This window comes from Facklamia sp. P12955, assembly GCF_050409565.1.
Classification (GTDB): Bacteria; Bacillota; Bacilli; order Lactobacillales; family Aerococcaceae; genus Facklamia.
In genome coordinates this window covers 1-23,926 of sequence record NZ_JBNUPF010000009.1, presented here as the reverse complement: position 1 = coordinate 23,926, position 23,926 = coordinate 1, and the positions used below count along the sequence as shown (strand labels likewise).

Below are 23,926 nucleotides of genomic sequence, written 5' to 3'. Positions count from 1 at the left end.
ATAATAAGAGGTTAGGAGTGAAAAGTGTGATGAATGTTCCATTTGATAAGGCGGTTTATTTAGAAGGTCAAGATAAGAAGGTAGGGATCCTACTCTTCCACGCTTATACGGGATCAACACGTGATATGAACCTATTAGGAAGGCTATTGAATCGCCAAGGCTATAACGTATTAGTGCCACAATTTAGTGGTCATGATACACAAGACATCAAATCAGTTTTGGATTTTTCTCCAAATATTTGGCGTCAAGAAGCCAATGATGCTTATCATTGGATGCTAGGACAAAAATTTGAGCACCTTTTAGTCTTTGGTCTTTCATTAGGTGGAGTTATGGCTACAGATATTATTTCTCAGAAAGATTTTCAAGGAAGTGGTGGAGGAATCTTTAATGCGCCGGTTATGACTGAGGAACCGATCAATATTTCCAACTCATTTATGCATTTAGGTAAATTTTTGGCCAGTCAACGACATGATACAGAGACATTTATGGAAGAGTTTGATGATATATTGGCAGGCCATTGGCAACAAATGAAAGAATTAGAAGAAATTAAAGAAGAAATCGCTTCACAGTTGGTGAATGTTAAGGTGCCTTTTTATATCGCTCAATCAGGCCAAGATGAATTAATTGAGCCAGATGATTCTTATTTATTACAAGATCATTTGGTAAATGCACGCATTGATTTTCATTATTTCCCACATAATACACATTCCATTCCTACAAACCGTGATCGTAAGGCTTTTGAAAAATCAGTTTTAGATTTCATCAAGCAAGTGACCCAACCCTTTTAGGGTGAGAGAGGAGAATAAATTTGAGTTTATCTAGACTAGAAAAAGACATTATTGTTTTTTTACAAGGGAATAAAGAGGATTCCTTTTCGGTGGAACAGCTTTCCCAACATTTTAATTATCGCGGAACCAAAAATTATAAAAAATTAATTAAAGCTTTAGCCTTTTTGGAAAGAATTGGCGAAATTCAATTAACATCTGAGGGCCATTTTAAAGCTTTTTCTTCAAACGAAGAAGTTATAGGAGTATACAGAGCGAATGAAAAAGGCTTTGGCTTTGTATCTCATGAAGAAGGTGAAAGTGATTTCTTCGTGCCTAGAGGTAAAAACGGAGGAGCCATGGAAGGAGACACAGTCCGTGTTCGAATCGTTAAACATGTTAATCCTACAACAGGCAAAGGTTCGGAAGCTCAAGTGCTTGAAGTAATAGACCGTAAAGTTAGTCAGTTAGTTGGCGAGTTTTATGGTTTTAATCAAGAAGAACGTGAAACCACAGGCTATGTAGGATACATTAAGCCTCAAGGCGAATTTCCAGATGAGACTAAAATTTTCATTCGTCCAGATGGTATTCATCCAGCTAATCACACTATTTGTATTGTAGAAATCGCTGAATACCCAGATAGCCATAAGCCCAATGAAATGGTAGGCCTTGTGACTAAAGAAATTGGCCATAAAGACGCTCCAGGTGTTGATATACTAGCCGTTCTCTTCCAATTTGGTATTCCGCACGAATTTCCAAAAGAGGTGGTCAAAGAATCTGAAGCCGTAGAGCAAACAATTAAATCTGAAGAAATCCAAGGACGTAAGGATTTACGTGATCAATTAATCATTACAATTGATGGAGCAGATGCCAAGGATTTAGATGATGCCATCAGTTTAGAAAAAATTTCGGATAAAGAGTACCAATTAGGTGTCCATATTGCCGATGTATCGCATTATGTAAGACCAGACACTGCTATTGATCGCGAAGCTTATGAGCGAGGAACATCTGTTTATTTGACAGATCGCGTGGTCCCTATGTTACCGCAAAGATTGTCTAACGGTATTTGTTCTTTGAATCCTCATGAGGATCGCTTAAGTCTAACTTGTGAGATGGTGATTAATAATCAAGGGCAAGTAATTAAGCATCGCATTTTCAAATCAGTCATTCATTCATCCTATCGGATGACCTATTCAGATGTGAATGCTATTTTAGATGGTGATCCAACTTTAAGACAAGATTATCAAGAAATTGTTCCTATGTTGGAGGACATGGCTGAGTTACATGATATTCTCTATCAGATGCGTCGACATAGAGGAGCACTCGATTTTGATGCGCCTGAAGCCAAGATTTTGGTAGACGAAAAAGGACACCCGACAGAGATTGTTTTACGTGAGAGGTTTACTAGTGAACGCTTAATTGAATCCTTTATGCTAGCTGCTAATGAAACGGTGGCCAAAGATTATTTAGCTAAGCAGCTACCCTTTATCTATCGAATTCATGAGCAGCCAGACTCTAATAAAATAGACCGTTTTGCGGAATTCATCTCAAGTTTTGGGGTCATTCTTAGGGGAAATACTGAAGATATGGCACCGAGGGCCTTGCAAGAGGCGCTTAAACAGGTCAAGGGTGAAGATTACGAACAAGCTGTTTCAACTATGATGCTAAGGTCGATGCAACAAGCCAAGTATTCAGATGAAGCAGCAGGTCACTTTGGTTTAGCAGCAGAAGACTATACACATTTCACTTCGCCAATACGCCGTTATCCTGATTTGATTGTTCACCGTCTAATTAGTCAATATTTATTAGGCAATCCTTCAAATAAGGAGATTTCTAAGTTAGAAGATCAACTGCCAGCTATAGCGACTCATGCTTCTAAAATGGAGCGCCGGGCGGTTGATGCAGAAAGAGAAACTGATGCTCTCAAGAAGGCTGAGTATATGATGGATAAAGTTGGAGAAAGTTTCTGGGGAACTATTTCATCGGTTACCTCTTTTGGAATTTTTGTAGCGCTTCCCAATACGGTAGAAGGACTTGTCTCTATTCAAAATTTAGATGATGACTATTATCATTTTAATCCAGAACACATGCTGTTGATTGGTGAGCGGACACATAAAATCTTTAGAATCGGGCAAAGGGTTAAAATAGAGGTTGGTAATGTCAGTATCGAAGATCGACAAATTGATTTTAAGCTAATTGAAGCAGAAGCAGTAGAAGGTATCGATCCAAAAATCATTCAATCTTCAACAAAAAATAAGAAAAAGAATAAATCGAACAGACAAAACAAATCAAATAAAGCGAATCCTAAAATGGGTAAAAATTTAGCAGGTAAAAAAATTTCTGCTAAGGGAAACTTTAAGAAAGCAAAAAGAACTAAGAAAAAGAAATACTAGGAGTCCATCAGATGCTAGTAGGTGATGTAAAATAGACTCCTAGCACTAGCAAGGAGATTTTATGGCAAATAATAAAGCAGTACACGATAAACCACTGGCCCAAAATCGAAAGGCCAGACATGATTATGAGATTATTGATACTTATGAAGCGGGTTTAGTCCTCAAAGGAACAGAAATTAAATCCATTCGAGCAGGAAAAATAAATATTCAAGATGGCTTTATTTCAATCTATGGGGGCCAAGCCTGGGTAAAGAATGTTCATATAAGTCCTTATGACCATGGTAATTTATTTAATCATGATCCTTTAAGAGATCGAAAGTTATTATTACACCATAAGGAAATAGTGGATATGGACCAAGCAACGCGTCAGAAGGGAATGACCATTGTTCCCCTAAAGGTTTATTTAGTTAGGGGTCGAGCTAAGCTATTAATAGGAGTTGCACGTGGTAAACATCACTACGATAAGCGACAGGCGCTCAAAGAACAACAAGCTAAGCGAGATATTGATCGGGCTCTCAAAGTAAGATAAATTAAAACAGCAAGCACTCTGGAGGATTTGAGAATGCTTGCTGTTTCTTCGTTAACTGGCCTTAGAATCCTGATAAAGATTCCCATGCCATTGGAGGAGGTAATTTAGTTGAGGTAAGTCTTGTTTCTTTTCGAATGACTCACCAGAAGAAAGCCTTGAGTCGAAAATTAATTCGTCCCTAGAACTTAAAACCTTACTTGTTCCTGAATTAAATTCAATCTGAAACTCTTTTTCAATGGTTCCTACCCATTGCGATTCTTTTTGTTTAGTAAGTTGTTTGTTTAGCCGATAGCCTTGCGAACTGAGGAATATTTGACTAGCATCGAAAGAACTTTCCTTAGAAGAATTAGGAAAAAGAGTCACTTGGCCATTAGCTAACCATTCGCCATCAGCTTCTATTATTGAAAAGCTTGACTCAAAATTGGATGGATATTCTATAAAAATAAGCGTTTTATAGAGTAAAAGTAAAGACTCAATGTCTAAAGTATCAACTTCGATTAAGTTGACTGTTTGAATTAAGGAATCACTTGTATACAGGCCCAAGTCATTTAAGCTTTCTTTTTGTAGAAGTTGGCATTCTCTTTGAATAGATTCTTCTATGCTTTTTGTCCATTGGTCTTGGAGAACAGGACGCAGGTTAAAATCTGTTAAAAGAGTTTGAATTTGTAATTGGTAATAATTATTTGACTGGTGGATTCTTTGTCTTTGGAGAGCATTAAGTTGAATGACTCCTAAGTATATAACTTGGCTTAACATCATAAAACATAATACCATTGGTAGGATAAGCCCTTTTTTATGTTTCATCAAAATCTTCCGTTCTTATGTAATCAGTATGAAAGGTATGTGAGAAGATTTGACCATTGGTTAGCTCCACGGAGATTGTTATAAAGGGTTTTTCGGAATTTAAATGCCAAGATTTTACTTGAAAGAGGTAAGGGTGATGTCCGGGTCTGCGATAAATCTTTTGATTTCTTAAAATGACTGAGCTCTGTTCATAGTAATCCTCTTTGAGACAAAGATTTATTTCTTGTTCAGAGACACCCATAATTAAAAAATGATCAAATTCACTTTCCATCATCAGTGTGAAGTGCTGCCAATCTAGCGAACGATCTTGCCGCATATTTTCATCTAATTTGCGGTAATGTGAAACACTTATCATGAGAGTGTTCATTATTAAAGCAACAATAGAGAGTGTAATAAGGCACTCAATTAAAGTGAAGGCCCATTTTGACTGTTTATAAGGTTTGAATAGCTTGAATTTCAATCTGATAGGCACTCCCTCTCTTAAACTCTATTTGACAGGAATTAGTGTCGCATGAAAAATCATCAACCTCGACTGAAAATAATAATTGGTAACTTTCCATTGTAGATTGAATAAGTGTCTCTTTTTTTATTGAATCTAAATCAGAAAGTTGAATGTCCGCCAGTTGATAAAATAATTGCCATTCATTATTTTCTGATTTTAATTGTTTAAAAGTCCTTAATTCTTGGTTAAAACTGGGTAAATAAAAGCTCAAAATCCAAGACAAGATCAATAAACCTACTAATGCTTCAATTAGACTACTTCCCTTTTTGCTCCTTAAAAACAAATTGACCACTTCCTAGTTGAAAAACAAGCTCAAAATTATCGCCTTCTGCATTTTCAAAGTAAACAGTTTCAAAATCATTAATACGACCACTACTTAAGTAATAAAAAGAAAAAGAATTAAGTAAATTTAAATGTTTAGGGAGTTTGAGTTGACTAAAATTTTTGCGGGATTCTACTTGCCAGAAGTAGACTACTCCTCTTTTACTAAAGACAATCTGAACTGGATCTTGATCAATAATTGCTTTATCTTGAGCTAAATGTAGCTGACTCTTCAGTTGGTCTTTAAAAACTTTTGTCTGATAATCAGCTTTTAATTGTTGATAGGGTAAAGCAATTAGCAAAATCATCAATATACTAAAAATTGAAAGTACGCACAAAGCTTCGATTAGGGTAAAGGCTGATTGATTTTTTGATTTCATTAAGGGGTCAGTATTTGACTGAGGACTTCAGCTTCAATTCTCTCAGTCGCTTCGTCTGCTTGCTTTTGAGTGAGGTAACCTTCAGCAACCAAAGTTTCTAAGCTTAAAGGCTCTTGGGTATCCTCTACTAGATAATAGGCATCCGCTTGAGTTTCAACAATCTCTGTGATATTTTCAACTGCTTGTTGGTCAATACGATCTTTTTGGCCAGAAACATTGGGAATAATAATAGCCATTAATAGTGAAACAATAATAAGAACAATTAGCATTTCGATAAGTGTGAACGCTCTTTTAGACTTTAATATTTGACAAGACTTGACTTTTCTGATGGTTCTTTCTTTCATAATAGCTCCTTTTCATATCTCCATGGTTAACATCGGCAACATTAGAACAAGGTACATGGCCATTACAATAATAGCGATAATTAAAAACAGTATGGGTTGCACTAAAGTGAGCTTCTTATTAAGATCTTCGACCACCTCCTCAAATATTTTTTTAGCATAAAGCTTACTTTTTTGACCGGTCTGACTGGTTAGTTCACCCTGATATATGACTAAACTAAGTGTTTTAGTGAAAATACCCATGTTTTCTAATGAATCGCTCAACTCGCTCCCAGCCAAAAATTGTTGCTGCAGATAATCAGCTATTTCACTGATTAAGGGATCAATGGGATATGAGATTAAAAGATCTAGTGTCTCTTGCATGGAAAAGCCAGCTGCGTAAAAATATGAAAGTTCATCAGCTAGACGATAGGATACATATTTCCTAATTAGCTTTCCAAAGAGAGGTATCTTAACTAAGTGTTGAAATCTGTTAATAACAGGGAGTCTTAATAAATAAAAATCAATAGCTAAGTAAATAATTAAAATGACTGCTAAAAAGCTGATGCTAATTTGTGGAAGAAAGGTAAAGAGAATGAGTAAATAACGAGCTAATAAATGAGTTTTTAAAATTTCTTGATCGATGAAGGATAAAATATGTGGAAGCATCCAATGTCTCATTGCAAACAATAAGCAGGAGAGAAAAAGCATTAAAAAACAGGGATAGATAAGTGTTTTTATTAATTTTTTTTGATAGCTTCTAATCTTTTTTAAATGGTTTACAATTTCAAAAAGCGCTTGAATAAATCGGCCTTGTCTTTGAGCAAAAAATAATTGAGCGGCAATTCGGTTTGAATACCCATAGTTTAAAAGAACTTGATCAAAGCTTTGTCCTACATTTAATTTTTCCAGCATTTGATTAATAATTAAAATTCTTTTAGGTAATAGTATTTTCATAAATTGCAGACTTTGATAAATTGAGAAACCTTCATCAAGCATTTCAGCTAAAACCTGTAAAAAATATATTTTTTCCTCTTGATTAAAGAGCAATTTTTCTTTATTAAAGAACTTCAAAGTGTTCATACTCTTTTTTAGTGATGTATCCATAGGCCCATGCCTTTCTTAGTTGATGATTAAGGGGCGAGAAGTTTAAAGGTAAATTAAAATGATTCAAATATTCTTTCAATTGTTGGCCATCTAATATTTCGAACAAAGCGGCTCGGTGAAATTTTTTAGGAATATGATTGCAGGATACTTGAACACTACTTTTACAAAAAGGACAAAAGCGAGGCACTAGTCTTTGTGAGATGACACCAATGAGAGATTGTTTTAATTGTTGCTCACTAATGGTTAACTCTTTAAGACGCGCAATCACTCCGAAAGTATCTTTAGCATGGATCGTTGCAATCATCAAATGCCCGGTTAATGCACCTCTTAAAGTCATACGCGCCGTCTCCTCATCCCGAATTTCTCCAATAAAAAGAATATCGGGATGATGTCTGAGTGATGATTTAATCAGTAGGTCATAAGAAATACCTATTTTTTCATTTACCTGCGTTTGTAAAAAAGAAGCTTCTTTGATTTCTACAGGGTCCTCCATAGTAATAATTTGTAACTTTTCTTCATTCATTCTTTCTCTTAAAAGTTGATAGATCGTCGTGGTTTTACCTGAATTGACTGGGCCAGAAATTAAAATCATCCCTGATTTTCTTCTAATTAATTTCCGAATGCGGTCAATTTGATTGGGAAAGTAGCTGTTGATTTGTTGAAAATTATGAATTTTACTAAAAATCACTCGAACCACTAAGGACTCTATGAGGTTGACGTTAGTAATAGTGGACAATCTTAATTCAATCGTTTGTTCTTCTGAGATCTTAAACGGACAAGCACCTGATTGGGGCCGTCTTTTTTCACCGACATCCATATTGGCTAAAAATTTATAATGAGCGATTATTTTTCTTCCTAGACTTAAAGGGACATTTTTGTGGAAGTGGAGTTGACCATTGACTCGAAAGAAGATTTGATAGTTATCAATTATTGGCATGAAATGAATATCGGAAGCCAACAAACTGATGGCCTCGTTAATCAATGATTTAGAAAGTTCTTCGATCATCAACTCACCCTTTTGATTAGTCTAATGATAAATACAAGATAAAGGTTAAAAGGGTGCTTATATTTTTTCTCAAATAAGCGTCTCAGTGTCTAACTATACCTATATATGAAAGTATGATAGAATAAATTGACAACGAGTGTTTAGCTCACCCACCAGTTGAAATAAAAAATAATAAAGGAGTTTTATTACATGATTTTTAAAGTAATGTACCAAGAAAGTAAAGATCAAGTTCCAACAAGAGAAAGGACACTTTCCCTTTATCTTGAAGCAGAAAATCGCGTAGAAGCGATTGAAAAAGTGACTCAAAATACATCTTACAACATCCAATATGTCCAAGCCTTAGATGAGGCGCATTTGGCATATGAAAAAGAACAAGCAGGCTTTAAGTTGGTGGAGTTCTAAGATGTCAGTAAATATTAAAAATAATGAAGTAGGCGTATTTGCCTTAGGCGGTTTAAATGAAGTTGGTAAGAATATGTATGGCGTCCAATTTCAAGATGAAATTATCATTATGGATTCTGGTGTGATGTTCCCAGAAGACGAATTGTTAGGTATTGACTATGTCATTCCTGATTATCAATACCTATTACAAAATCGTAATAAGATTAAGGGAGTTATTATCTCTCACGGTCACGAAGACCATATAGGTGGAATTCCATTCTTATTGAAAGAGATAAACGTGCCTATCTATGCTGGCAAGTTAGCCTCAGCTTTAATTCGTAATAAATTACAAGAACGTGGACTGTTGCGTGATGCAGAAATTCATGAAATTGATGAAGATTCTGTGATCCGTTTCCGTAAAACAAGCGTTAGTTTTTATCTAACAACTCACTCCATTCCAGAAGCATATGGTGTGGTAGTTAAAACACCTCCTGGAAATATTGTCTTTACAGGAGATTATAAGTTCGATTTCACACCGGTAGGCAAACCAGCCGACTTACATAAGATGGCACGAATTGGTGAAGAAGGAGTCCTATTATTACTAGGTGATTCAACAAATGCCGAAGTACCAACCTTTACTAATTCAGAAAAAATTGTCGGCCGTTCGATTCGCAACATTATCCAAAAAGAAGAAGGACGCGTTATTTTCGCTACTTTCGCATCCAATGTGTCTCGATTGCAACAAGTCGTAATGACAGCCTATGAGACAGGTCGTAAGATAATTGTTTTCGGTCGTTCGATGGAATCTTCCATTAAGACAGCTAGAGAATTAGGTTATGTGGATGACAAAGGGGCAGATATTTTCATTGAACCAAGAGATATTAATAAATATCCTGCTAATAAGATTTTAATTCTATGTACTGGTTCACAAGGGGAGCCAATGGCAGCTTTAAGCCGTATCGCTAATGGTACGCACCGACAAATTTCGCTTCAACCTAATGATACCGTTATTTTCTCTTCTTCACCTATTCCAGGAAATACTATGAGTGTTAACCGTGTCATCAATCAATTAAGCGAGCAAGGTGCCAAAGTGATTCATGGAAAGGTCAATAATATTCATACTTCTGGTCACGGTGGTCAGCAAGAGCAATTATTAATGCACCGTTTAATGAAGCCTAAATATTTCATGCCAGTTCATGGGGAATATCGCATGTTAAAAATCCAATCGGAATTAGCTCAGATGACTGGGATTCCAAAAGAAAATTGCTTTATTATGTCTAATGGCGATGTTCTAGCTCTTACTGCCGACTCTGCTCGTGTAGCAGGACGCTTTCCTGCTCAGGATGTATATGTCGATGGTAATGGTATTGGTGATATTGGTAACATTGTACTGAGAGACCGTAAAGCTCTGTCAGAAGAAGGACTAATCATTGTTTCAGCTACTATTGACTTTGAAGCTAAACAATTGATTGCCGGACCGGATATTATGTCTCGAGGCTTTATTTACATGCGAGAATCAGCAGACCTGATCAATGATATTCAAAATAAGGCGCGCGCAATTATCAACCGCGGCTTAAATGAGTCAGGCGCTAATATAAATGAACGGAGCGTGCGAGATCTATTGCTCAGTCAATTAGAACCGGCTATTTATCAGAAGACGCAGAGAAATCCGATGATTATGCCGATTTTATTAGATATTAATAAAGGGGTAAGACCTCATCAAACGAAGTAGTAGTTAGTATTAGAGTTAAAACAAGTAAAGGAGCGATCATATGTATAGAATCAACAAATTACGTCAATCACTTAAAGAACAAAAATTCGATGCAATCTATGTAACGGATATGTTAAATATAAGATATTTAACCGGCTTTACCGGCTCGGCTGGTGCCGTATTTGTAACTCAAGATAAGGCCTTCTTTATTACCGATTTCCGTTACAATACTCAAGCTAGTCATCAAGTTAAGTCTGCAACAGTTGTTATCCATCAAAACGGAGTAGATCAAGAAGTTAAAAACTTAATCGATCAAGAAAAGGTTCAAACACTAGCCATAGAAGCAGATAATATGAATGTCAGTCAATATCTAAAAATTAAAGATCTATTTGCAGCAGATATTAAAGCAAGTCAAGGGTTAATCGAAAAAATTCGCTTAATTAAAGATGAATCGGAACTTGAGACCATTCGACAAGCATGTGAAATTACCGATCAAGCGTTTGAACATATCTTAACCTTTATTAAACCTGGTGTAACTGAAATTCAGGTTGCTAATGAGTTAGAAGCTTTTCTTAAGGATAAAGGATCAACAGGTATGTCTTTTGATACTATTGTCGCTTCAGGTGAACGCTCTGCCATGCCTCACGGTGTAGCGAGTGAAAAAGTGATTGAAGATGGCGATATTGTGACGCTAGACTTTGGTTGCTACTATAAAGGTTATTCGTCTGACATGACTCGTACGATTGCGGTAGGATCGATATCAGATAAAATGAAAGAAGTCTATGAAATTGTACTTGAAGCACATCAACGCGTAATCAGAGAGGCTAAAGCTGGCATGACTGGTAAGGAAGTAGATGCGATAGCTCGTGATTATATTACGGAAAAAGGCTATGGTGAGTACTTTGGACACTCTACTGGCCACGGTGTCGGTTTAAATGTCCATGAAGAACCTGCAGTCTCTAGTCGTTCTGAAGCGGTTTTAGAGACGAACATGGTAATTACTGATGAACCCGGTATTTACTTACCAGGTATCGGTGGTGTTCGCATTGAAGATGATTTAATTGTGCAAGCAGATCGTGTAATACCAATCAACCGTAGTCCCAAAGAATTAATAATTATATAGGAGGCTAAAGGATGTTAAATAAACAAACTGTCGCATTTGAATCTCTCAGCGAACAATACTTAGGCGAAATTAATATTACGATGGGTGTCTTGGAAGACATTGCAGCCAAAGCTGCTTCAGAAATTGATGGTGTACTTAGTTCATCACAAAAAAAAGAAGCAGGAAAATTTTTGCGTATTCAAGGATCAGGTGTTAATGCTAAAATGCGTCAAATTGAAGACCGTATTTCGATTGATATTAATGTAAGCATTGCTTACGGTAAAACAGTTCCAGTTATAGCCGCTGCTATTCAAGAACGTGTTAAAGAACAAATTCTATACATGACAGATCTTATCGTCAGTGAAGTGAATGTTCATGTCCAATCGATTGATACAGAACCAAAAATGAATTCAGAGTTAAAAACTATTAGGAATAGCGAAAAAGAAATCGGAGAATAGGATGAAAAAATTATCACGTCATCAGCTAAGAGAAAAAGCAGTCCAGAGTTTATATCAATTAGTAATTGCTAGTGACCAGTTTCAAAGTGAGGATGCTGTAGAATTCGCTTTAGAAGCCGGTAATGATCCTGAGAAGGGATACTCAGGTGAGATAGATTCTTATCTAATAACCTTAGTTAGAGGAGTAAGAGACAATCAGTTGGCGTTAGATGATATGATTAAACAATATCTCAGCCAATCTTGGACTCTTGATAGAATAGCAAGTATTGATCTAACCATTTTACGCTTAGCTTTTTTTGAAGTGCTCTTCATTGACGAAGAGAAAGTTCCAGCCAAAGTAGCGGTTGACGAAGCGATTGAATTATCTAAGACTTTTTCAGATGATCGATCACGACAATTTATCTCAGGTGTTCTCGCTAAACTTTTAGCTAACCAAATCTAAATGGCGCCAGAAGAAGAATGTGAAGAAATTATTCTTTTTCTGGCTTTTTTCTTATAAGAATTTATTAAAGAAATGGGTATAACTTGTATAAGTATTTTAGGATGGATATAATCAAAGTGTCATCATATTAATTTAAAAGGAGCATAAAATTATGAAAAAACAAAAAGTTTTACTACTTGCTTTAGCTGCTTTAACAACTTTTCCAGCCAGTATGCCTTTGATTAGCCAATCAGCTATGGCAGTTGAACAGGCTGAGCAAACTTTGCAAGTAGAAAAATTAGCTTTAGGAGCGACTTTAAATTCACAACAAGCCCAACAAACCATTCAATTATTAGGCGCTAATCAGGTAACTCCTGAGAATACAATTTATGTTGACGGTGTGATGATTGATCGCTATTTAAACATTGGATCAGATGCTTCAACAGATGTATACTCGTCCGTATATATTAAGCCTCAAGCACCTGGTACAGGAATTAAAGTTCAAATTGTAACGCCTGAAAATATCACTGCTGTTTCAGCGACAACCTATCAAAATGCAGCTATTACTGCAGGGGCTCAAAATGCTTTATTAAAAATTGGTAGTTTTTTACCTGTAACGGGTGAGGGGGCACTTACTGGCTTATACGCTCTATTAGAGTCACAAGGTGTAGAAGTTAAGCAGCATGACATGCAAACGGCACAAAAAGAAATTTCTGTCGTAAATAATGTTAAGACTGAAACAGGGTTAACCGATGCACAAGTAAACGTAATTATTGCTGAAATTAAGAAAGAAGTTGCTGCTCAAGTTCAAAATAATGGTCAAGTAAACTCGACTGAAATTGTAAACACAGTTGTAAATAATGTTATTAATAACACTAATATTGAAGGCGATGGCAATGTTGTCGACAATTCAGTTGCTACCGATGTAGAGATTTCTAATCAAACGAAGCAAGAATTAGAGCAATATGCCAATGATTTTGCCCAGACCGATGCTGCTGCTAATGAAGACACTGTTCAACAACTAGATGCATCAATCGAAGACAAAAAATGGGACAATATTCTTGCTCAACTAGAGCCTAAAATGACTATTGATGAAATTAAAGCAGTAGAAACACCTGATTTTTCTGATACTGAAAAGTATCACGAAATTTTACCTGCTTTATACAATCGTTTCAAGCAAGCAGTCGATCAGGGGATCCGTGTAGATGATATCTATGCTCATACTTTTATTCTTGAAGCGATTCAACCAAATTTAACAGTTGAAACGAAAGCAGAGTTAGATAATTTTAGAGAATTGCTTTATCAATATACAGCAACCTTTGAAGGAAATATAAAGGCACTAGCTGAAAGTGAAGGCTTCGAATTCCAACCAATCAAAGATCAGTGGATGGCTAAATTACAAGAAGCTGAAAATCTTAAAACTTCTGATGCAGCTTTAGCTGAGATTATTCAGTTAATAGCTAATGCCACAGGATACGCTCCTCAGGTCTATACGTTTACTGATATTGAACAGGATGATAAAGTGATTAATCTATCTGTAGCAGAGGAAACACATTCTAAGGTGATTAGATTAGCTCGTTTTGAATACGATTTAGAAACTGGAGTAATTAGTGAAGTTGACCCAGTATCCATGGAAGCTGTGCCATTAAATCAGGATACCTATGATTTCAATGCTGTTTATGGTGTCAATGTTGAAAATAATTATATTGCTAATAAAATCCCAGTTGATTATAGGATTCCTGGTTACACACCAGTTGAATCCACTGAAGAAGAAACAACTTTAGAAGAAATGGTTGAAGAGCCAGTTGATTCTGTAGAAACTCAAACCCCTGCAGAAGAGCCAACAGAAGAACTTCTTGAGGAAGAAGCACCAAGTGAAGAAAGCGTGGATGAGACAGTTCCAACTGAAGAGACAGAGAGTGTCGATCCAGTGTAAACTGATAGATGGTCTTAAGCTATAAAAAGAACCAGGGTCAATGATTGCCTGGTTCTTTTTGTTTTCTAGTTCTCTGAATTAGATTGTGCTAAAATAGAAAAGAATGATATCAAGAGAGGTGATGGAGTGACCCAAGATCAAAAGAACTATATCACGGTAGGAGCCTTATCAAAATATATCAGTCAAAAATTTGATCGTGACCCGCATATTCAAAGGATTAGAGTCTTGGGAGAGATTTCTAACTATCGTTATCGTCCTAATTCTCATCAATATTTTTCTTTAAAAGAAGGCCAAGTCCAAATTAATGCGATTATGTTCAAGAGTCAATTTCACCGTTTAAAATACCAATTAGAAGAAGGCATGAAAGTTTTTGTAACGGCTAGAGTAGGAGTTTATGAAGGTGGAGGAAGGTATCAACTTTATGTTGAAAATATTGAGCCTGATGGAATTGGCTCTTTATACCTAGCACTTGAACAATTAAAAGAAAAAATGAAAGCCCAGGGACTTTTTGATCGTCCCAAGAGAAAAATATGTAAATATCCTAAACGACTAGCAGTGATAACTAGCCCATCGGGTTCTGTCATACGTGACATTATTACGACTGTTCAACGTCGTTATCCAATTGTCGAAATTGTTGTCTTTCCTACTAAAGTTCAAGGTAAGGAAGCGGCTAAAGAAATTGTTGCGTCATTTAAGCGGCTAGAAGAAAGCACTATTTCTTTCGATGGTGTTATCTTAGCACGCGGAGGTGGTTCGATTGAGGACTTATGGTGTTTTAACGATGAAGGAGTTGCCCATGCTATTCTTGCATGTCCCTTGCCAGTAATATCTTCGATTGGCCATGAAACCGATACTACGATTGCTGATTTAGTGGCTGATTTAAGAGCTCCAACTCCGACTGCTGCAGCGGAACTATCTGTTCCTGTGCTGCAAGAAGTTTTAATGACGATTAGCCAGCAACAAGTACGATTAATAAATGCTTTTCGAGGGCGCTTAGAATGGTCTCAAGAGCGTCTGGCAAGATCTGCTCGATCATATGTTCTTACTCAGCCAGAAAGACTGTACCAATCCTACGTGCAGAGTGTTATGCATTTAAATGAACGATTGAAAATGCGTCAAGAACAATATTTTTCACGCCAAAAACAAAAAATCAATCAACTAAAACAGGCTGTATATGCTTATAATCCTCAACAACAAATTAGCTACCGTCAAGAAAAAATAGGGACACTTCAACTAAGTTTACAACGCTCCTTCAATGATTATTTAAGAAGAAAGTACGATAGGCACATGAAGGCAAGTGCCTTATTAGATGCATATAGTCCGCTGAAAATAATGGCAAGAGGATATTCTTTAGTTGAAAAAGAAGGTCAACAAGTAACTTCAAGTCATCAATTAACTGAAGGAGACCGTTTAAATATCCAATTATATAAGGGGCGTGCGAATGTTTTAGTAGAATCACTCGATAAAAATGAGCCAATAGATAGGGAGGATTAATCGATGACAGAAAATAAAACAGTAGAATCAACCATTAGTTTTGAACAAGCTTTACAAGAGTTAGAAGAAATTGTTCAACAATTAGAAAGAGGGACACTACCACTTCAAGATGCCTTACAAGCCTTTCAAAAAGGAATTTCATTAAGTCAGCATTGCCAAGAAGAATTAACGGAAGCCGAAGCGACAGTTACCAAAATGATGACTGAATCGGGATTACAGCCTTTAGATGAGGAGAATAAAACAGAATGATATTAGGTGGGCCCTTACGTTCCAAATTTGAACAGGCTTTGCAAGAGCAAGTTATCTCTTTAAATTCACCTTTAGAAATGGTGAAGCCAATGGTCTACTCGCTTAATAGCGGTGGAAAGAGATTAAGACCCTTACTTTTACTGACAACTATTGCGATTTTTAACAAAAAGAAAATTGATCAGGCTATGTTAACAGCCATTGCTTTAGAATTTATCCATACTTATTCTTTAATCCATGATGACTTACCAGCCATGGATGATGATAAACTGCGAAGAGGCCAACCAACCTCTCATGTTAGGTTTGATGAAGCCACAGCAATCTTAGCTGGTGATGCCCTTCAAGCGGATGCTTTCGCAATTTTATCTAAAGATGAAAGCTTGCAAGCCCATCAGAAGGTCGCTCTGATCAGAGAATTGGCTCATGCTGCAGGTTCATCTGGAATGGTTGCTGGACAGCTTTATGACATTAAGGCAGAAAATAAAACGATAGACATTGAGCAGTTACAACAAATTCATTTGATGAAAACTGGCCTTTTATTTATATTTGCTATGAAAGCAGCTACAATTATTTTAGAGGCTGATCAAGCTGAAAGCGATCTAATGATTACTTTTGGACAGCACTACGGTGTTGCGTATCAAATTCATAATGATCTAAAAGATGTCATAGACTTGAATGAAGAAGTGGATAGCTTAACTTACTCAGATATTATCAATCATAAATCAACTTATCCTAGTCTTTTAGGAGTAGGACAAGCTAAAGCGAGTTTGATTGAAGAAATCAAGTTAGCAAGAAAAGCTTTAAACGATTTAGAAAAGCTTAGCCATAAATCTTTCAAACAGTTAGATAACTTTCTATCACCTCTTGAAAAACACCTATAAGGAGTAATGAATGAAAAAAGAACGAGTCGATAAGCTAGTGGTCCAAGCAGGAATTACTCACTCACGTGAACAAGCACGCCGTCTGGTTATGTCAGGAAAAATCTATGATCAAAACGATCAGCGCTATGATAAACCAGGTGAAAAAATACCGATTGATCGCGAGCTCTATCTGAAAGGGAAACCTTTCCCTTATGTATCGCGTGGGGGATTAAAGTTAGAAAAAGCCTTATCTTCTTTCAATATTGATATTACAGACCATCTACTTTTAGATATCGGTGCTTCAACAGGAGGATTTACCGATGTGGCTTTACAAAATGGCGCACGCTTATCTTATGCTTTAGATGTAGGTTACAATCAATTAGCTTATTCCTTAAGACAAGATCCTAGAGTAGTCGTAATGGAACGGCAAAACTTTCGCTATGCTCGCTTCGAAGATTTTACAAAAGGACAGCCAACAATAGCAACAATTGATGTCTCTTTTATTTCTTTAGCTTTAATTTTGCCACCATTACAGCCGATTCTAAAAAAAGATGGTTCTGTTATTGCCTTGATTAAACCACAATTTGAAGCAGGACCTAGTCGGATTGGTAAAAAGGGTGTCATAAAAGACCCAGCAGTTCATCAAGAGGTCCTTGAAGAAGTATTAGCCTTTATTAGTAAAATTGGCTTTGTTATTAAAGAGCTTACCTATTCGCCAATTACAGGAGGCGAAGGGAATATTGAATATTTAGTGCATTTAATCAATGCTAGGCAAGTAGATAATCAAAGCCACTCAACAATTGCCATCGCAAAAATTGTGGAGGAGAGCCATCAAGCTTTTGAATAAACAATGCAAAGAGGTGCCTTATGTTAATCAGTTTAAGAATTGAAAACTTTGCAATTATTGATCAAGTTTCTATTGATTTTGATGAACAGATGACAGTGCTCTCAGGGGAAACTGGAGCGGGAAAGTCGATTATTATTGATGCGATTGGTATCTTATGTGGTGGAAGAGGGTCTACTGAGTTTGTGCGAAAAGGAAGCCCAAATCTCTTTATTGAAGGTCTTTTTAGTTTACAAGGAAATGAAAAGCTCTTAATGCAATTGCAAGCAATTGGAATTGAAATTGAGGATCCAGAAGATGCCCTTTTGATTCAACGCGAGATCCATAAGAGTGGACGAAATGTTATTAAAATTAATCAACGACCAGCTAATGTGACCATGCTAAAACGAATTGGTCGTTATTTGGTAGATATTCATGGTCAAAATGAACATCAAGCTCTGTTAGACTCCTCACGACATCTTGAGTTACTGGATCTTTTTGCTAGTGAGAGCTTACTTCAAGTTAAAGAAAAATATCAGCTAGTTTATAATCACTATCAAGATTTAAGACAGCAATTGTTAACTAAGAAATTTGACGAACAAGATGCACTTCAACGTTTAAATTATTTAGAGTTTCAGTTAGAAGAATTAAAAAATTTAGATTTAGTGGCATATGAGGATCAGCAACTGCTACAACAAAGCAAGAGACTTCAAAATGCACAGCTAATGAGTCAGTATCTTAATGAAATCAACCAGCTAATGACCGATCAAGAAGCTAGTGTCGATCAGCAAATTGAGCGAGTGCTTTATCTGTTACAGCACTTGGGAAGATTTGATAATCAATATTTGTCATTTGAGGAGCGCTTACAAGGCCTGCAAGTAGATTTAAAAGAATTAAGCCGAGAAATTGCTTTTTCTTTTGATGTGCCAGATTATGATGAACAAGTGATGGATGAAATTCAAAGAAGACTAAGTCAGTTGGAAAAAGTTCAAAAAAAATATGGGCGTAATATTGAAGAGTTAATCGATTACCAGCTTGAACTCGTTAAGGAAATTGATCAAATTAAACATTTTGAAAGTTATCAAAAACAAACACAGGAAGCCTTCCTCAAAACTTATGAAGAAGCCTTTGAATTAGCTCAAAGCATATCCAATCTCCGTAAAGAAGCAGCCAAAGCAATTGTCTCAGAAGTTGAAGGTCAATTAAAAGAACTCTACATGCCGCATACTGAATTTGAGGTCAAGATGCGACAGGTAGAGTCTGATTCTAATTTGCAACCATTCTTTTCCAATTCTTATTTACGTTTGAATGAAGCGGGTATGGACCAAGTTGAATTCTACTCAAGGACTAATTTGGGAGAAGAAAGTCAACCACTGGCTAAAATAGCATCTGGTGGTGAACTTTCACGATTTATGTTGGCCTTGAAGACAATTTTCGCAAGAAATCAAGCAGTTGAGACCTTAATATTTGATGAAATTGATACAGGGGTTTCTGGTAGAGTCGCTAGTGCTATAGCGAGTAAACTGGCTAAAATCGCTCAAAATAAACAAGTCTTATGCATCACCCATTTAGCACAAGTAGCTGCCGCAGCCAATCAACAGCTAATTATTAAAAAAGAAATTAATCAAGAGCGCACGGTTACACAAGTGGATTATTTATCAGAAGAAGAGCGAGTAGCCATGATTGCTGGCATGATGTCTGGTGAAGTACAATCTGAATCCAGTCTACAAGTAGCTCAAGACCTGCTCACATCCTATCAAAAGAATTAGGGGGTTTTTGTTTGAATAAACTACCGATAGTAGTGATTACAGGACCAACAGGAGTTGGGAAAACCACTCTTTCAATCCGTTTGGCTAAACGTTTCAAAGGGCAGATTATTAATGCGGATTCAATGCAAGTATATCGTGGATTGGATATTGGAACAGGAAAAATTAAATCGGAAGAAATGTCAGGAGTACCTCACCATCTCTTAGACATCTACGACCCGCAAGATAATTATGATGCCAGTCAGTTTCAGGCCGATGCCAATCGTGCAATCGAACAAATTTCGGCGGAAGGAGACTTGCCCATATTAGTGGGGGGGACAGGTCTTTATTTAGAGGGTTTACTTTATGACCTTTCATTTGGTGGTCAGGAATCAATGGATTCTCACTACCGTAAACATTTAGAAGAAAGATTGCAAAACGAAGGCGAAGGTATTCTATGGCAAGAATTGAATGCTATCGACCCTTTAGCTGCAAAGAAAATCCCAATACAAAATGGCCGTCGGATTGTACGAGCTTTAGAAGTTATTAAGCAAACAGGCAAACTTTTTTCAAGTCAGACCGATATAAGTAACCGTCAATCACGGTTTAATGAATTATTGATTATTTTAAATCGTCCGCGCGAGGAATTGTATAGTCGAATTAACCGCAGAGTTGAATTAATGGTCGAAGAAGGATTGGAAAATGAAGTCCATCAGCTGTATCAGCTTAACAAAAATCTAGAGCTTTCAAGTATGAAAGGTATTGGCTATAAAGAGTGGTGGCCTTATTTTGAGCAAAATCAATCACTTAAAGAAACGATTACGACTATCCAGCAAAATAGCCGGCGCTATGCAAAAAGACAATTAACTTGGTATCGTAACCGCATGAAAAATCAGCATTGGATTGATTTAAGCAATCCAGATTATGAAGATGAAGCAAATGAATTAATTGCAAATTTCCTAGAAGAAATTGAAAGGGAGAAAAATGATTGAAACAAGAAAAGGGCCTGAACGAGTCCTAATAGTGGGTATCCGAACGGATACTTATCAAGAAGATCGTTTTATGGAATTAATCTCAGAGATGGAATCCTTGACCCAAACAGCAAAGGGTGTGGTCATTAAAACAATGATACAAAACTTACCCAGACTCAATCATCATTCTGCCGTTGGGTCTGGCAAGTTAGAAGAAATCCGGCTCTATGTAGAAAGTGACGCTATTGATCTAGTTATCTTTTTTAATGCACTCTCACCAAGTATGAACAAAGTAATTGAGGCTGAATTAGGTGTGAAAGTCATTGACCGTGTTCAATTAATCCTCGATATCTTTGCCATGCGAGCTAAGAGTCGCGAAGGAAAGCTACAAGTTGGCTTAGCGCAATATCAATATTTATTACCAAGAATTGGTGGCCAAGGTAAGTCACTGTCTCGTTTGGGAGGAGGGATTGGTACCAGAGGTCCAGGTGAAACGCAATTAGAGACCGATCGCCGTCATATCCGCTCTCGCATTACCCAAATAAAAAAAGATTTGCAGGAAGTGGTGCAGCATCGTAAACGAACACGCGAAAATCGCCACAGTGGTCGTGAGTTTAACATTGGCTTAGTAGGCTATACTAATGCTGGCAAATCGACTATTTTGATTCAAGTAACGGAGAGTGAAACTTTCGTACAAGATCAATTATTTGCCACTCTAGATCCTCTCACTAGACAATTTGCCATTCATGGTCACCCAATGTTTACTTTGACAGATACCGTCGGTTTTATTGAAGAACTACCTACTCAATTAATCGAATCCTTCAAGTCAACATTGGAAGAAATCCGTTATATGGATGTCTTACTACATGTGGTTGATGCTTCCAATCCTGCCCATCTCATGCATGAAGAAACAGTCAACCGTATTTTGAAAGATATTGAAGCAGACCATATTCCGGTTTTAACGGTTTATAATAAAAAAGATGCAATGGAAGAGTCATTTGTTGCTGTTCAAAAACCAAATATAACGATTTCCGCTTTAGAAGCGACGGATATTGAAAAATTAAAAGAAGCGATTTGGGCTCTTTGTATTCAGTCAGCTGAGGCATACTCTGTAAAAATTTTACCCGAAGAAGCAGACCTCTTATCGCATTACCAACAAAATACGCTAGTCGAGAGTTTAGACTTCGATGAAGAAAATCAATTCTATCGAGTGACAGGATACCGTCGTAAACAAAATGACTAGCAGAGACTATAAAGGAGGATGAAAATGTTAACGATGAAAGATATTATTAAAGAAGGTCACCCAACCTTGCGTTTAAAAGCAAAAAAGGTAACTTTCCCAATGGAACCTTCGTTAAAACAAAAAGCCATGGAAATGTTAGAGTTTCTAAAGAATAGCCAAGATAAGGAAAAAGCAGAAAAATATGGGTTAAGACCGGGGGTAGGTTTAGCAGCCCCACAGATAAATATAAGCAAACAGATATTTGCTATGCATATTTATCAATTTGATGATGAAGGCAACATTTCTGGTGAAGAAATGAGTCAAATTTTCGTTAACCCAGTGATTACGAGACACTCTGTTCAGGAAGTCGCTTTAAGTGAAGGTGAAGGGTGCTTATCAGTGGATCGTGAAGTAGAAGGTTATGTGCCTCGTCCACAAAGAATAACACTCAAGTATCAAGATCTGGAAGGGAATGAACATAGTTTAAAATTAAGGAATTATCAAGCTGTGGTAGCTCAGCATGAAATTGATCATTTGCATGGTATCATGTTTTATGATCATATTAATGAGCAAGCGCCTTGGTATGCTAACAAGGATTTAATAATAATTTAGTTTAAGTATTAGCTAATCTAGAGAATAGATTGTTTGAATTTAATATTCTATGATATAATACTTAAGTAATTTGAAGAAGTTAGGAGAAGATAAGATGATTTCAGCAACAGATTTAAAAGCCGGTATGACTTTTGTGGACGAGGGAAACTTGATTAAAGTTTTAGAAGCTAGTCACCATAAACCGGGTAAAGGAAATACTGTTATGCGTATGAAGCTTCGTAATGTTCGCTCAGGTGCAACCTATGATACTACTTTTCGACCTGATCAAAAGTTTGAACGCGCATATTTAGACACTAAAGAAGTTCAATATCTTTACAAAATGGACGGTATGGCTGTGTTTATGGATTTAGAAACATACGAGCAATATGAACTGCCAGCTGATACCATTGAAAATGAGCTATTCTATTTATTAGATAATATGAACTGTAAAATTCAATTCTTCGGTCATGAAGTAATCGGAGTTGAATTACCAGGAACGGTTGTCTTGACTGTTTCGGAAACTCAACCTTCGATTAAGGGAGCAACCGTTACTGGCTCAGGCAAGCCGGCTACAATGGAAACAGGTTTAGTTGTAAACGTCCCTGATTTTATTGAAGCAGGTGAAGCATTAGAAATTGGAACAGCTGACGGATCTTATAAGGGAAGAGCTAACAAATAAGTTTAAAAGACGCAGCTTAATGAATTTTTTATATCATGATTGTTCGAAGATAAAAGCCCCTTGCTGATTAAAGATTCAGCAAGGGGCTTTTAATCAGTTAATCAAGTTCAGTAAAGGTTGCCCAATTATAATAAGAACCTTCATAGTTCTTAACATTTTCAAAACCTAACATTTCCATAATTAATTGCATATAGGCCGAACGAATATTGCTTGGACAATAAGTGACGATGGCATCCTCTTTATTAAATCCTTATTCTATGAAAAGAGCTTCGAATTCTTCATTTGATTTTAATAAAACCTCCTCATTATAAAGGTCTGTGTTCTGTATATGGAATATTAATTGCGCCAGGCAAATGACCACCTTTTTTTAAGTGAGTCAAGGATTTTATAATCGGCAATTGTCTCTGTTAATTTGTGTGTATCAATAACAGCTGTACGATCGATATCTTTGACAGTTGCTTCCACTGGTTCTAAGGTTATTTGATCTTTAACCAATTGAATATCAGATTTAGCAATTGCTCCTGAAACATGGCCTTTTTTTGCTTCTTTTTGACCGCGGGTGTCAATAATTATAGTATCTGAATTGCCAAATCTGGAAGCCAAATAATTGACATCAACGATATAAACTCCATTGAAACGATTGAAATCAGCTTTATCTCCATTTAACTCACGCTCAGCTGTTTCAGCACTTGAGTTCTCCGTGTCACTTGCAAATGCAATAAAACTGTTATACGAGCTAAGACCTAGTGATAATAAAAATACTAAAAGTATATTTATGATTTTTTTATAATATCCTTCCTTCATGTATTTTAGTACTATTGAGTAATAAATGGTAATAAACATCTGTGAAATAATTATATAAGTAGAAGCAACCTATCAGAATATTAAATAATCAAAATAAAAACCACCTCAACGAACTCTATTAATAGAGAACAATTGAGGTGGTTTAATGTTATAAAATATGCCAGGCAGGATTCGAACCTGCGACCTACGGTTTAGAAGACCGTTGCTCTATCCAGCTGAGCTACTGGCACATAACAGCTACATTATTATAGTTTTTTTTTTTTTGATTGTCAAGCTGTTTCATAAAAAATTACTAAATATAGTTAAACGTAAATGATAATGTCTCAAGAGAACACAAATCAAAATGTCCCACTATC

At 36.4% G+C, this 23,926-nt stretch carries 26 protein-coding genes, 1 tRNA gene and 2 pseudogenes; 18 read left to right on the top strand and 11 right to left on the bottom strand.

What is annotated here, in order from left to right:
* Window positions 1–17: 17 nt before the first annotated feature.
* The 3 genes from ACQV2G_RS03725 (at window position 18) to smpB (ending at window position 3,686) form a co-directional block, all read left to right on the top strand.
* Window positions 18–788 carry an alpha/beta hydrolase gene (locus tag ACQV2G_RS03725; protein WP_428876150.1) on the top strand — a complete coding sequence of 257 codons (771 nt, stop codon included), beginning with the start codon at window positions 18–20 and terminating at the stop codon, window positions 786–788.
* A 20-nt stretch (window positions 789–808) separates the two neighbouring features.
* The gene (gene rnr / locus ACQV2G_RS03720) at window positions 809–3,157 is read left to right on the top strand and encodes a ribonuclease R (protein WP_428876149.1); all 2,349 of its coding nucleotides are present in this window, start codon (window positions 809–811) and stop codon (window positions 3,155–3,157) included.
* A 61-nt stretch (window positions 3,158–3,218) separates the two neighbouring features.
* Entirely contained in the window at window positions 3,219–3,686 is a 468-nt protein-coding gene (smpB, locus tag ACQV2G_RS03715) for an SsrA-binding protein SmpB (protein ID WP_428874269.1), read from the top strand.
* Window positions 3,687–3,737: 51 nt separating this feature from the next.
* Here the strand turns inward: smpB and ACQV2G_RS03710 are convergent, their stop codons facing one another.
* From ACQV2G_RS03710 to comGA, 8 genes and pseudogenes are all read right to left on the bottom strand, one after another.
* Window positions 3,738–4,490 carry a hypothetical protein gene (locus ACQV2G_RS03710; protein ID WP_428876148.1) on the bottom strand — a complete coding sequence of 251 codons (753 nt, stop codon included), beginning with the start codon at window positions 4,488–4,490 and terminating at the stop codon, window positions 3,738–3,740.
* Window positions 4,480–4,845, bottom strand: coding sequence for a competence type IV pilus minor pilin ComGF (locus tag ACQV2G_RS03705; protein ID WP_428875316.1), 366 nt, complete (start codon window positions 4,843–4,845; stop codon window positions 4,480–4,482). Before ACQV2G_RS03705 ends, ACQV2G_RS03710 begins: the two co-directional genes overlap by 11 nt.
* Window positions 4,846–4,854: 9 nt before the next feature.
* A pseudogene (locus ACQV2G_RS03700) lies at window positions 4,855–4,962 on the bottom strand (prepilin-type N-terminal cleavage/methylation domain-containing protein); the annotation flags it as partial.
* Complete coding sequence (locus ACQV2G_RS03695) at window positions 4,922–5,215, bottom strand: hypothetical protein (protein ID WP_428875306.1); 294 nt, start codon at window positions 5,213–5,215, stop codon at window positions 4,922–4,924. The gene ACQV2G_RS03695 and the pseudogene ACQV2G_RS03700, both read right to left, overlap by 41 nt.
* Before the next feature lie 31 nt (window positions 5,216–5,246).
* Window positions 5,247–5,693, bottom strand: a complete 447-nt coding sequence (gene comGD, locus ACQV2G_RS03690) for a competence type IV pilus minor pilin ComGD (RefSeq protein ID WP_428875304.1) — start codon at window positions 5,691–5,693, stop codon at window positions 5,247–5,249.
* Window positions 5,693–6,037: a competence type IV pilus major pilin ComGC gene (comGC, locus tag ACQV2G_RS03685; protein ID WP_428874273.1), complete on the bottom strand. Its 345-nt coding sequence runs from the start codon at window positions 6,035–6,037 to the stop codon at window positions 5,693–5,695. The genes comGD and comGC overlap by 1 nt, the downstream gene beginning before the upstream one ends.
* 12 nt (window positions 6,038–6,049) lie before the next feature.
* The gene (comGB, locus tag ACQV2G_RS03680; RefSeq protein WP_428876147.1) at window positions 6,050–7,096 is read right to left on the bottom strand and encodes a competence type IV pilus assembly protein ComGB; all 1,047 of its coding nucleotides are present in this window, start codon (window positions 7,094–7,096) and stop codon (window positions 6,050–6,052) included.
* Complete coding sequence (gene comGA / locus ACQV2G_RS03675; RefSeq protein WP_428874277.1) at window positions 7,074–8,126, bottom strand: competence type IV pilus ATPase ComGA; 1,053 nt, start codon at window positions 8,124–8,126, stop codon at window positions 7,074–7,076. The genes comGB and comGA overlap by 23 nt, the downstream gene beginning before the upstream one ends.
* A gap of 189 nt (window positions 8,127–8,315) precedes the next feature.
* Between comGA and ACQV2G_RS03670 the strand changes: the two genes are divergently transcribed.
* The 15 genes from ACQV2G_RS03670 to efp all read left to right on the top strand — a co-directional run bounded on the left by ACQV2G_RS03670 (window position 8,316) and on the right by efp (window position 22,766).
* Window positions 8,316–8,528: a DNA-directed RNA polymerase subunit epsilon gene (locus ACQV2G_RS03670; protein ID WP_428874278.1), complete on the top strand. Its 213-nt coding sequence runs from the start codon at window positions 8,316–8,318 to the stop codon at window positions 8,526–8,528.
* Between the two features lies 1 nt (window position 8,529).
* Window positions 8,530–10,239 carry a ribonuclease J1 gene (rnjA, locus tag ACQV2G_RS03665; protein WP_428874279.1) on the top strand — a complete coding sequence of 570 codons (1,710 nt, stop codon included), beginning with the start codon at window positions 8,530–8,532 and terminating at the stop codon, window positions 10,237–10,239.
* A gap of 40 nt (window positions 10,240–10,279) precedes the next feature.
* Entirely contained in the window at window positions 10,280–11,341 is a 1,062-nt protein-coding gene (locus ACQV2G_RS03660) for a M24 family metallopeptidase (protein WP_428874280.1), read from the top strand.
* Window positions 11,342–11,352: 11 nt separating this feature from the next.
* Window positions 11,353–11,778, top strand: coding sequence for an Asp23/Gls24 family envelope stress response protein (locus ACQV2G_RS03655; protein WP_428875302.1), 426 nt, complete (start codon window positions 11,353–11,355; stop codon window positions 11,776–11,778).
* A gap of 1 nt (window position 11,779) precedes the next feature.
* Window positions 11,780–12,220 carry a transcription antitermination factor NusB gene (gene nusB, locus ACQV2G_RS03650; RefSeq protein ID WP_428874282.1) on the top strand — a complete coding sequence of 147 codons (441 nt, stop codon included), beginning with the start codon at window positions 11,780–11,782 and terminating at the stop codon, window positions 12,218–12,220.
* 151 nt (window positions 12,221–12,371) lie between these two features.
* A complete protein-coding gene (locus ACQV2G_RS03645; protein ID WP_428876146.1) occupies window positions 12,372–14,135 on the top strand; it encodes a DUF1002 domain-containing protein in 1,764 nt (587 codons plus the stop codon).
* Between the two features lie 126 nt (window positions 14,136–14,261).
* Window positions 14,262–15,629 (top strand): exodeoxyribonuclease VII large subunit, encoded by a 1,368-nt coding sequence (xseA, locus tag ACQV2G_RS03640; RefSeq protein ID WP_428876145.1) that lies wholly within the window; start codon window positions 14,262–14,264, stop codon window positions 15,627–15,629.
* A gap of 3 nt (window positions 15,630–15,632) precedes the next feature.
* The gene (locus ACQV2G_RS03635) at window positions 15,633–15,878 is read left to right on the top strand and encodes an exodeoxyribonuclease VII small subunit (protein ID WP_428874285.1); all 246 of its coding nucleotides are present in this window, start codon (window positions 15,633–15,635) and stop codon (window positions 15,876–15,878) included.
* Entirely contained in the window at window positions 15,875–16,756 is an 882-nt protein-coding gene (locus ACQV2G_RS03630) for a polyprenyl synthetase family protein (protein WP_428874286.1), read from the top strand. Before ACQV2G_RS03635 ends, ACQV2G_RS03630 begins: the two co-directional genes overlap by 4 nt.
* Window positions 16,757–16,766: 10 nt before the next feature.
* Entirely contained in the window at window positions 16,767–17,582 is an 816-nt protein-coding gene (locus ACQV2G_RS03625; protein WP_428874288.1) for a TlyA family RNA methyltransferase, read from the top strand.
* 20 nt (window positions 17,583–17,602) lie between these two features.
* On the top strand, window positions 17,603–19,327 hold the full coding sequence (recN, locus tag ACQV2G_RS03620) for a DNA repair protein RecN (RefSeq protein ID WP_428876144.1): 1,725 nt from the start codon (window positions 17,603–17,605) through the stop codon (window positions 19,325–19,327).
* Window positions 19,328–19,338: 11 nt separating this feature from the next.
* A complete protein-coding gene (gene miaA, locus ACQV2G_RS03615; RefSeq protein ID WP_428876143.1) occupies window positions 19,339–20,295 on the top strand; it encodes a tRNA (adenosine(37)-N6)-dimethylallyltransferase MiaA in 957 nt (318 codons plus the stop codon).
* The gene (gene hflX / locus ACQV2G_RS03610; protein ID WP_428876142.1) at window positions 20,288–21,517 is read left to right on the top strand and encodes a GTPase HflX; all 1,230 of its coding nucleotides are present in this window, start codon (window positions 20,288–20,290) and stop codon (window positions 21,515–21,517) included. The genes miaA and hflX overlap by 8 nt, the downstream gene beginning before the upstream one ends.
* Before the next feature lie 24 nt (window positions 21,518–21,541).
* On the top strand, window positions 21,542–22,108 hold the full coding sequence (gene def / locus ACQV2G_RS03605; RefSeq protein ID WP_428875296.1) for a peptide deformylase: 567 nt from the start codon (window positions 21,542–21,544) through the stop codon (window positions 22,106–22,108).
* 94 nt (window positions 22,109–22,202) lie between these two features.
* Window positions 22,203–22,766 (top strand): elongation factor P, encoded by a 564-nt coding sequence (efp, locus tag ACQV2G_RS03600; RefSeq protein WP_428874295.1) that lies wholly within the window; start codon window positions 22,203–22,205, stop codon window positions 22,764–22,766.
* A 97-nt stretch (window positions 22,767–22,863) separates the two neighbouring features.
* On the opposite strand, the pseudogene ACQV2G_RS03595 reads toward efp, so the two are convergent.
* The 3 genes and pseudogenes from ACQV2G_RS03595 to ACQV2G_RS03585 form a co-directional block, all read right to left on the bottom strand.
* A pseudogene (locus ACQV2G_RS03595) lies at window positions 22,864–22,998 on the bottom strand (rhodanese-like domain-containing protein); the annotation flags it as partial.
* A 104-nt stretch (window positions 22,999–23,102) separates the two neighbouring features.
* Entirely contained in the window at window positions 23,103–23,570 is a 468-nt protein-coding gene (locus tag ACQV2G_RS03590) for a hypothetical protein (RefSeq protein ID WP_428876141.1), read from the bottom strand.
* 156 nt (window positions 23,571–23,726) lie between these two features.
* A tRNA-Arg gene (locus ACQV2G_RS03585) sits at window positions 23,727–23,800 on the bottom strand.
* Window positions 23,801–23,926: the final 126 nt, after the last annotated feature.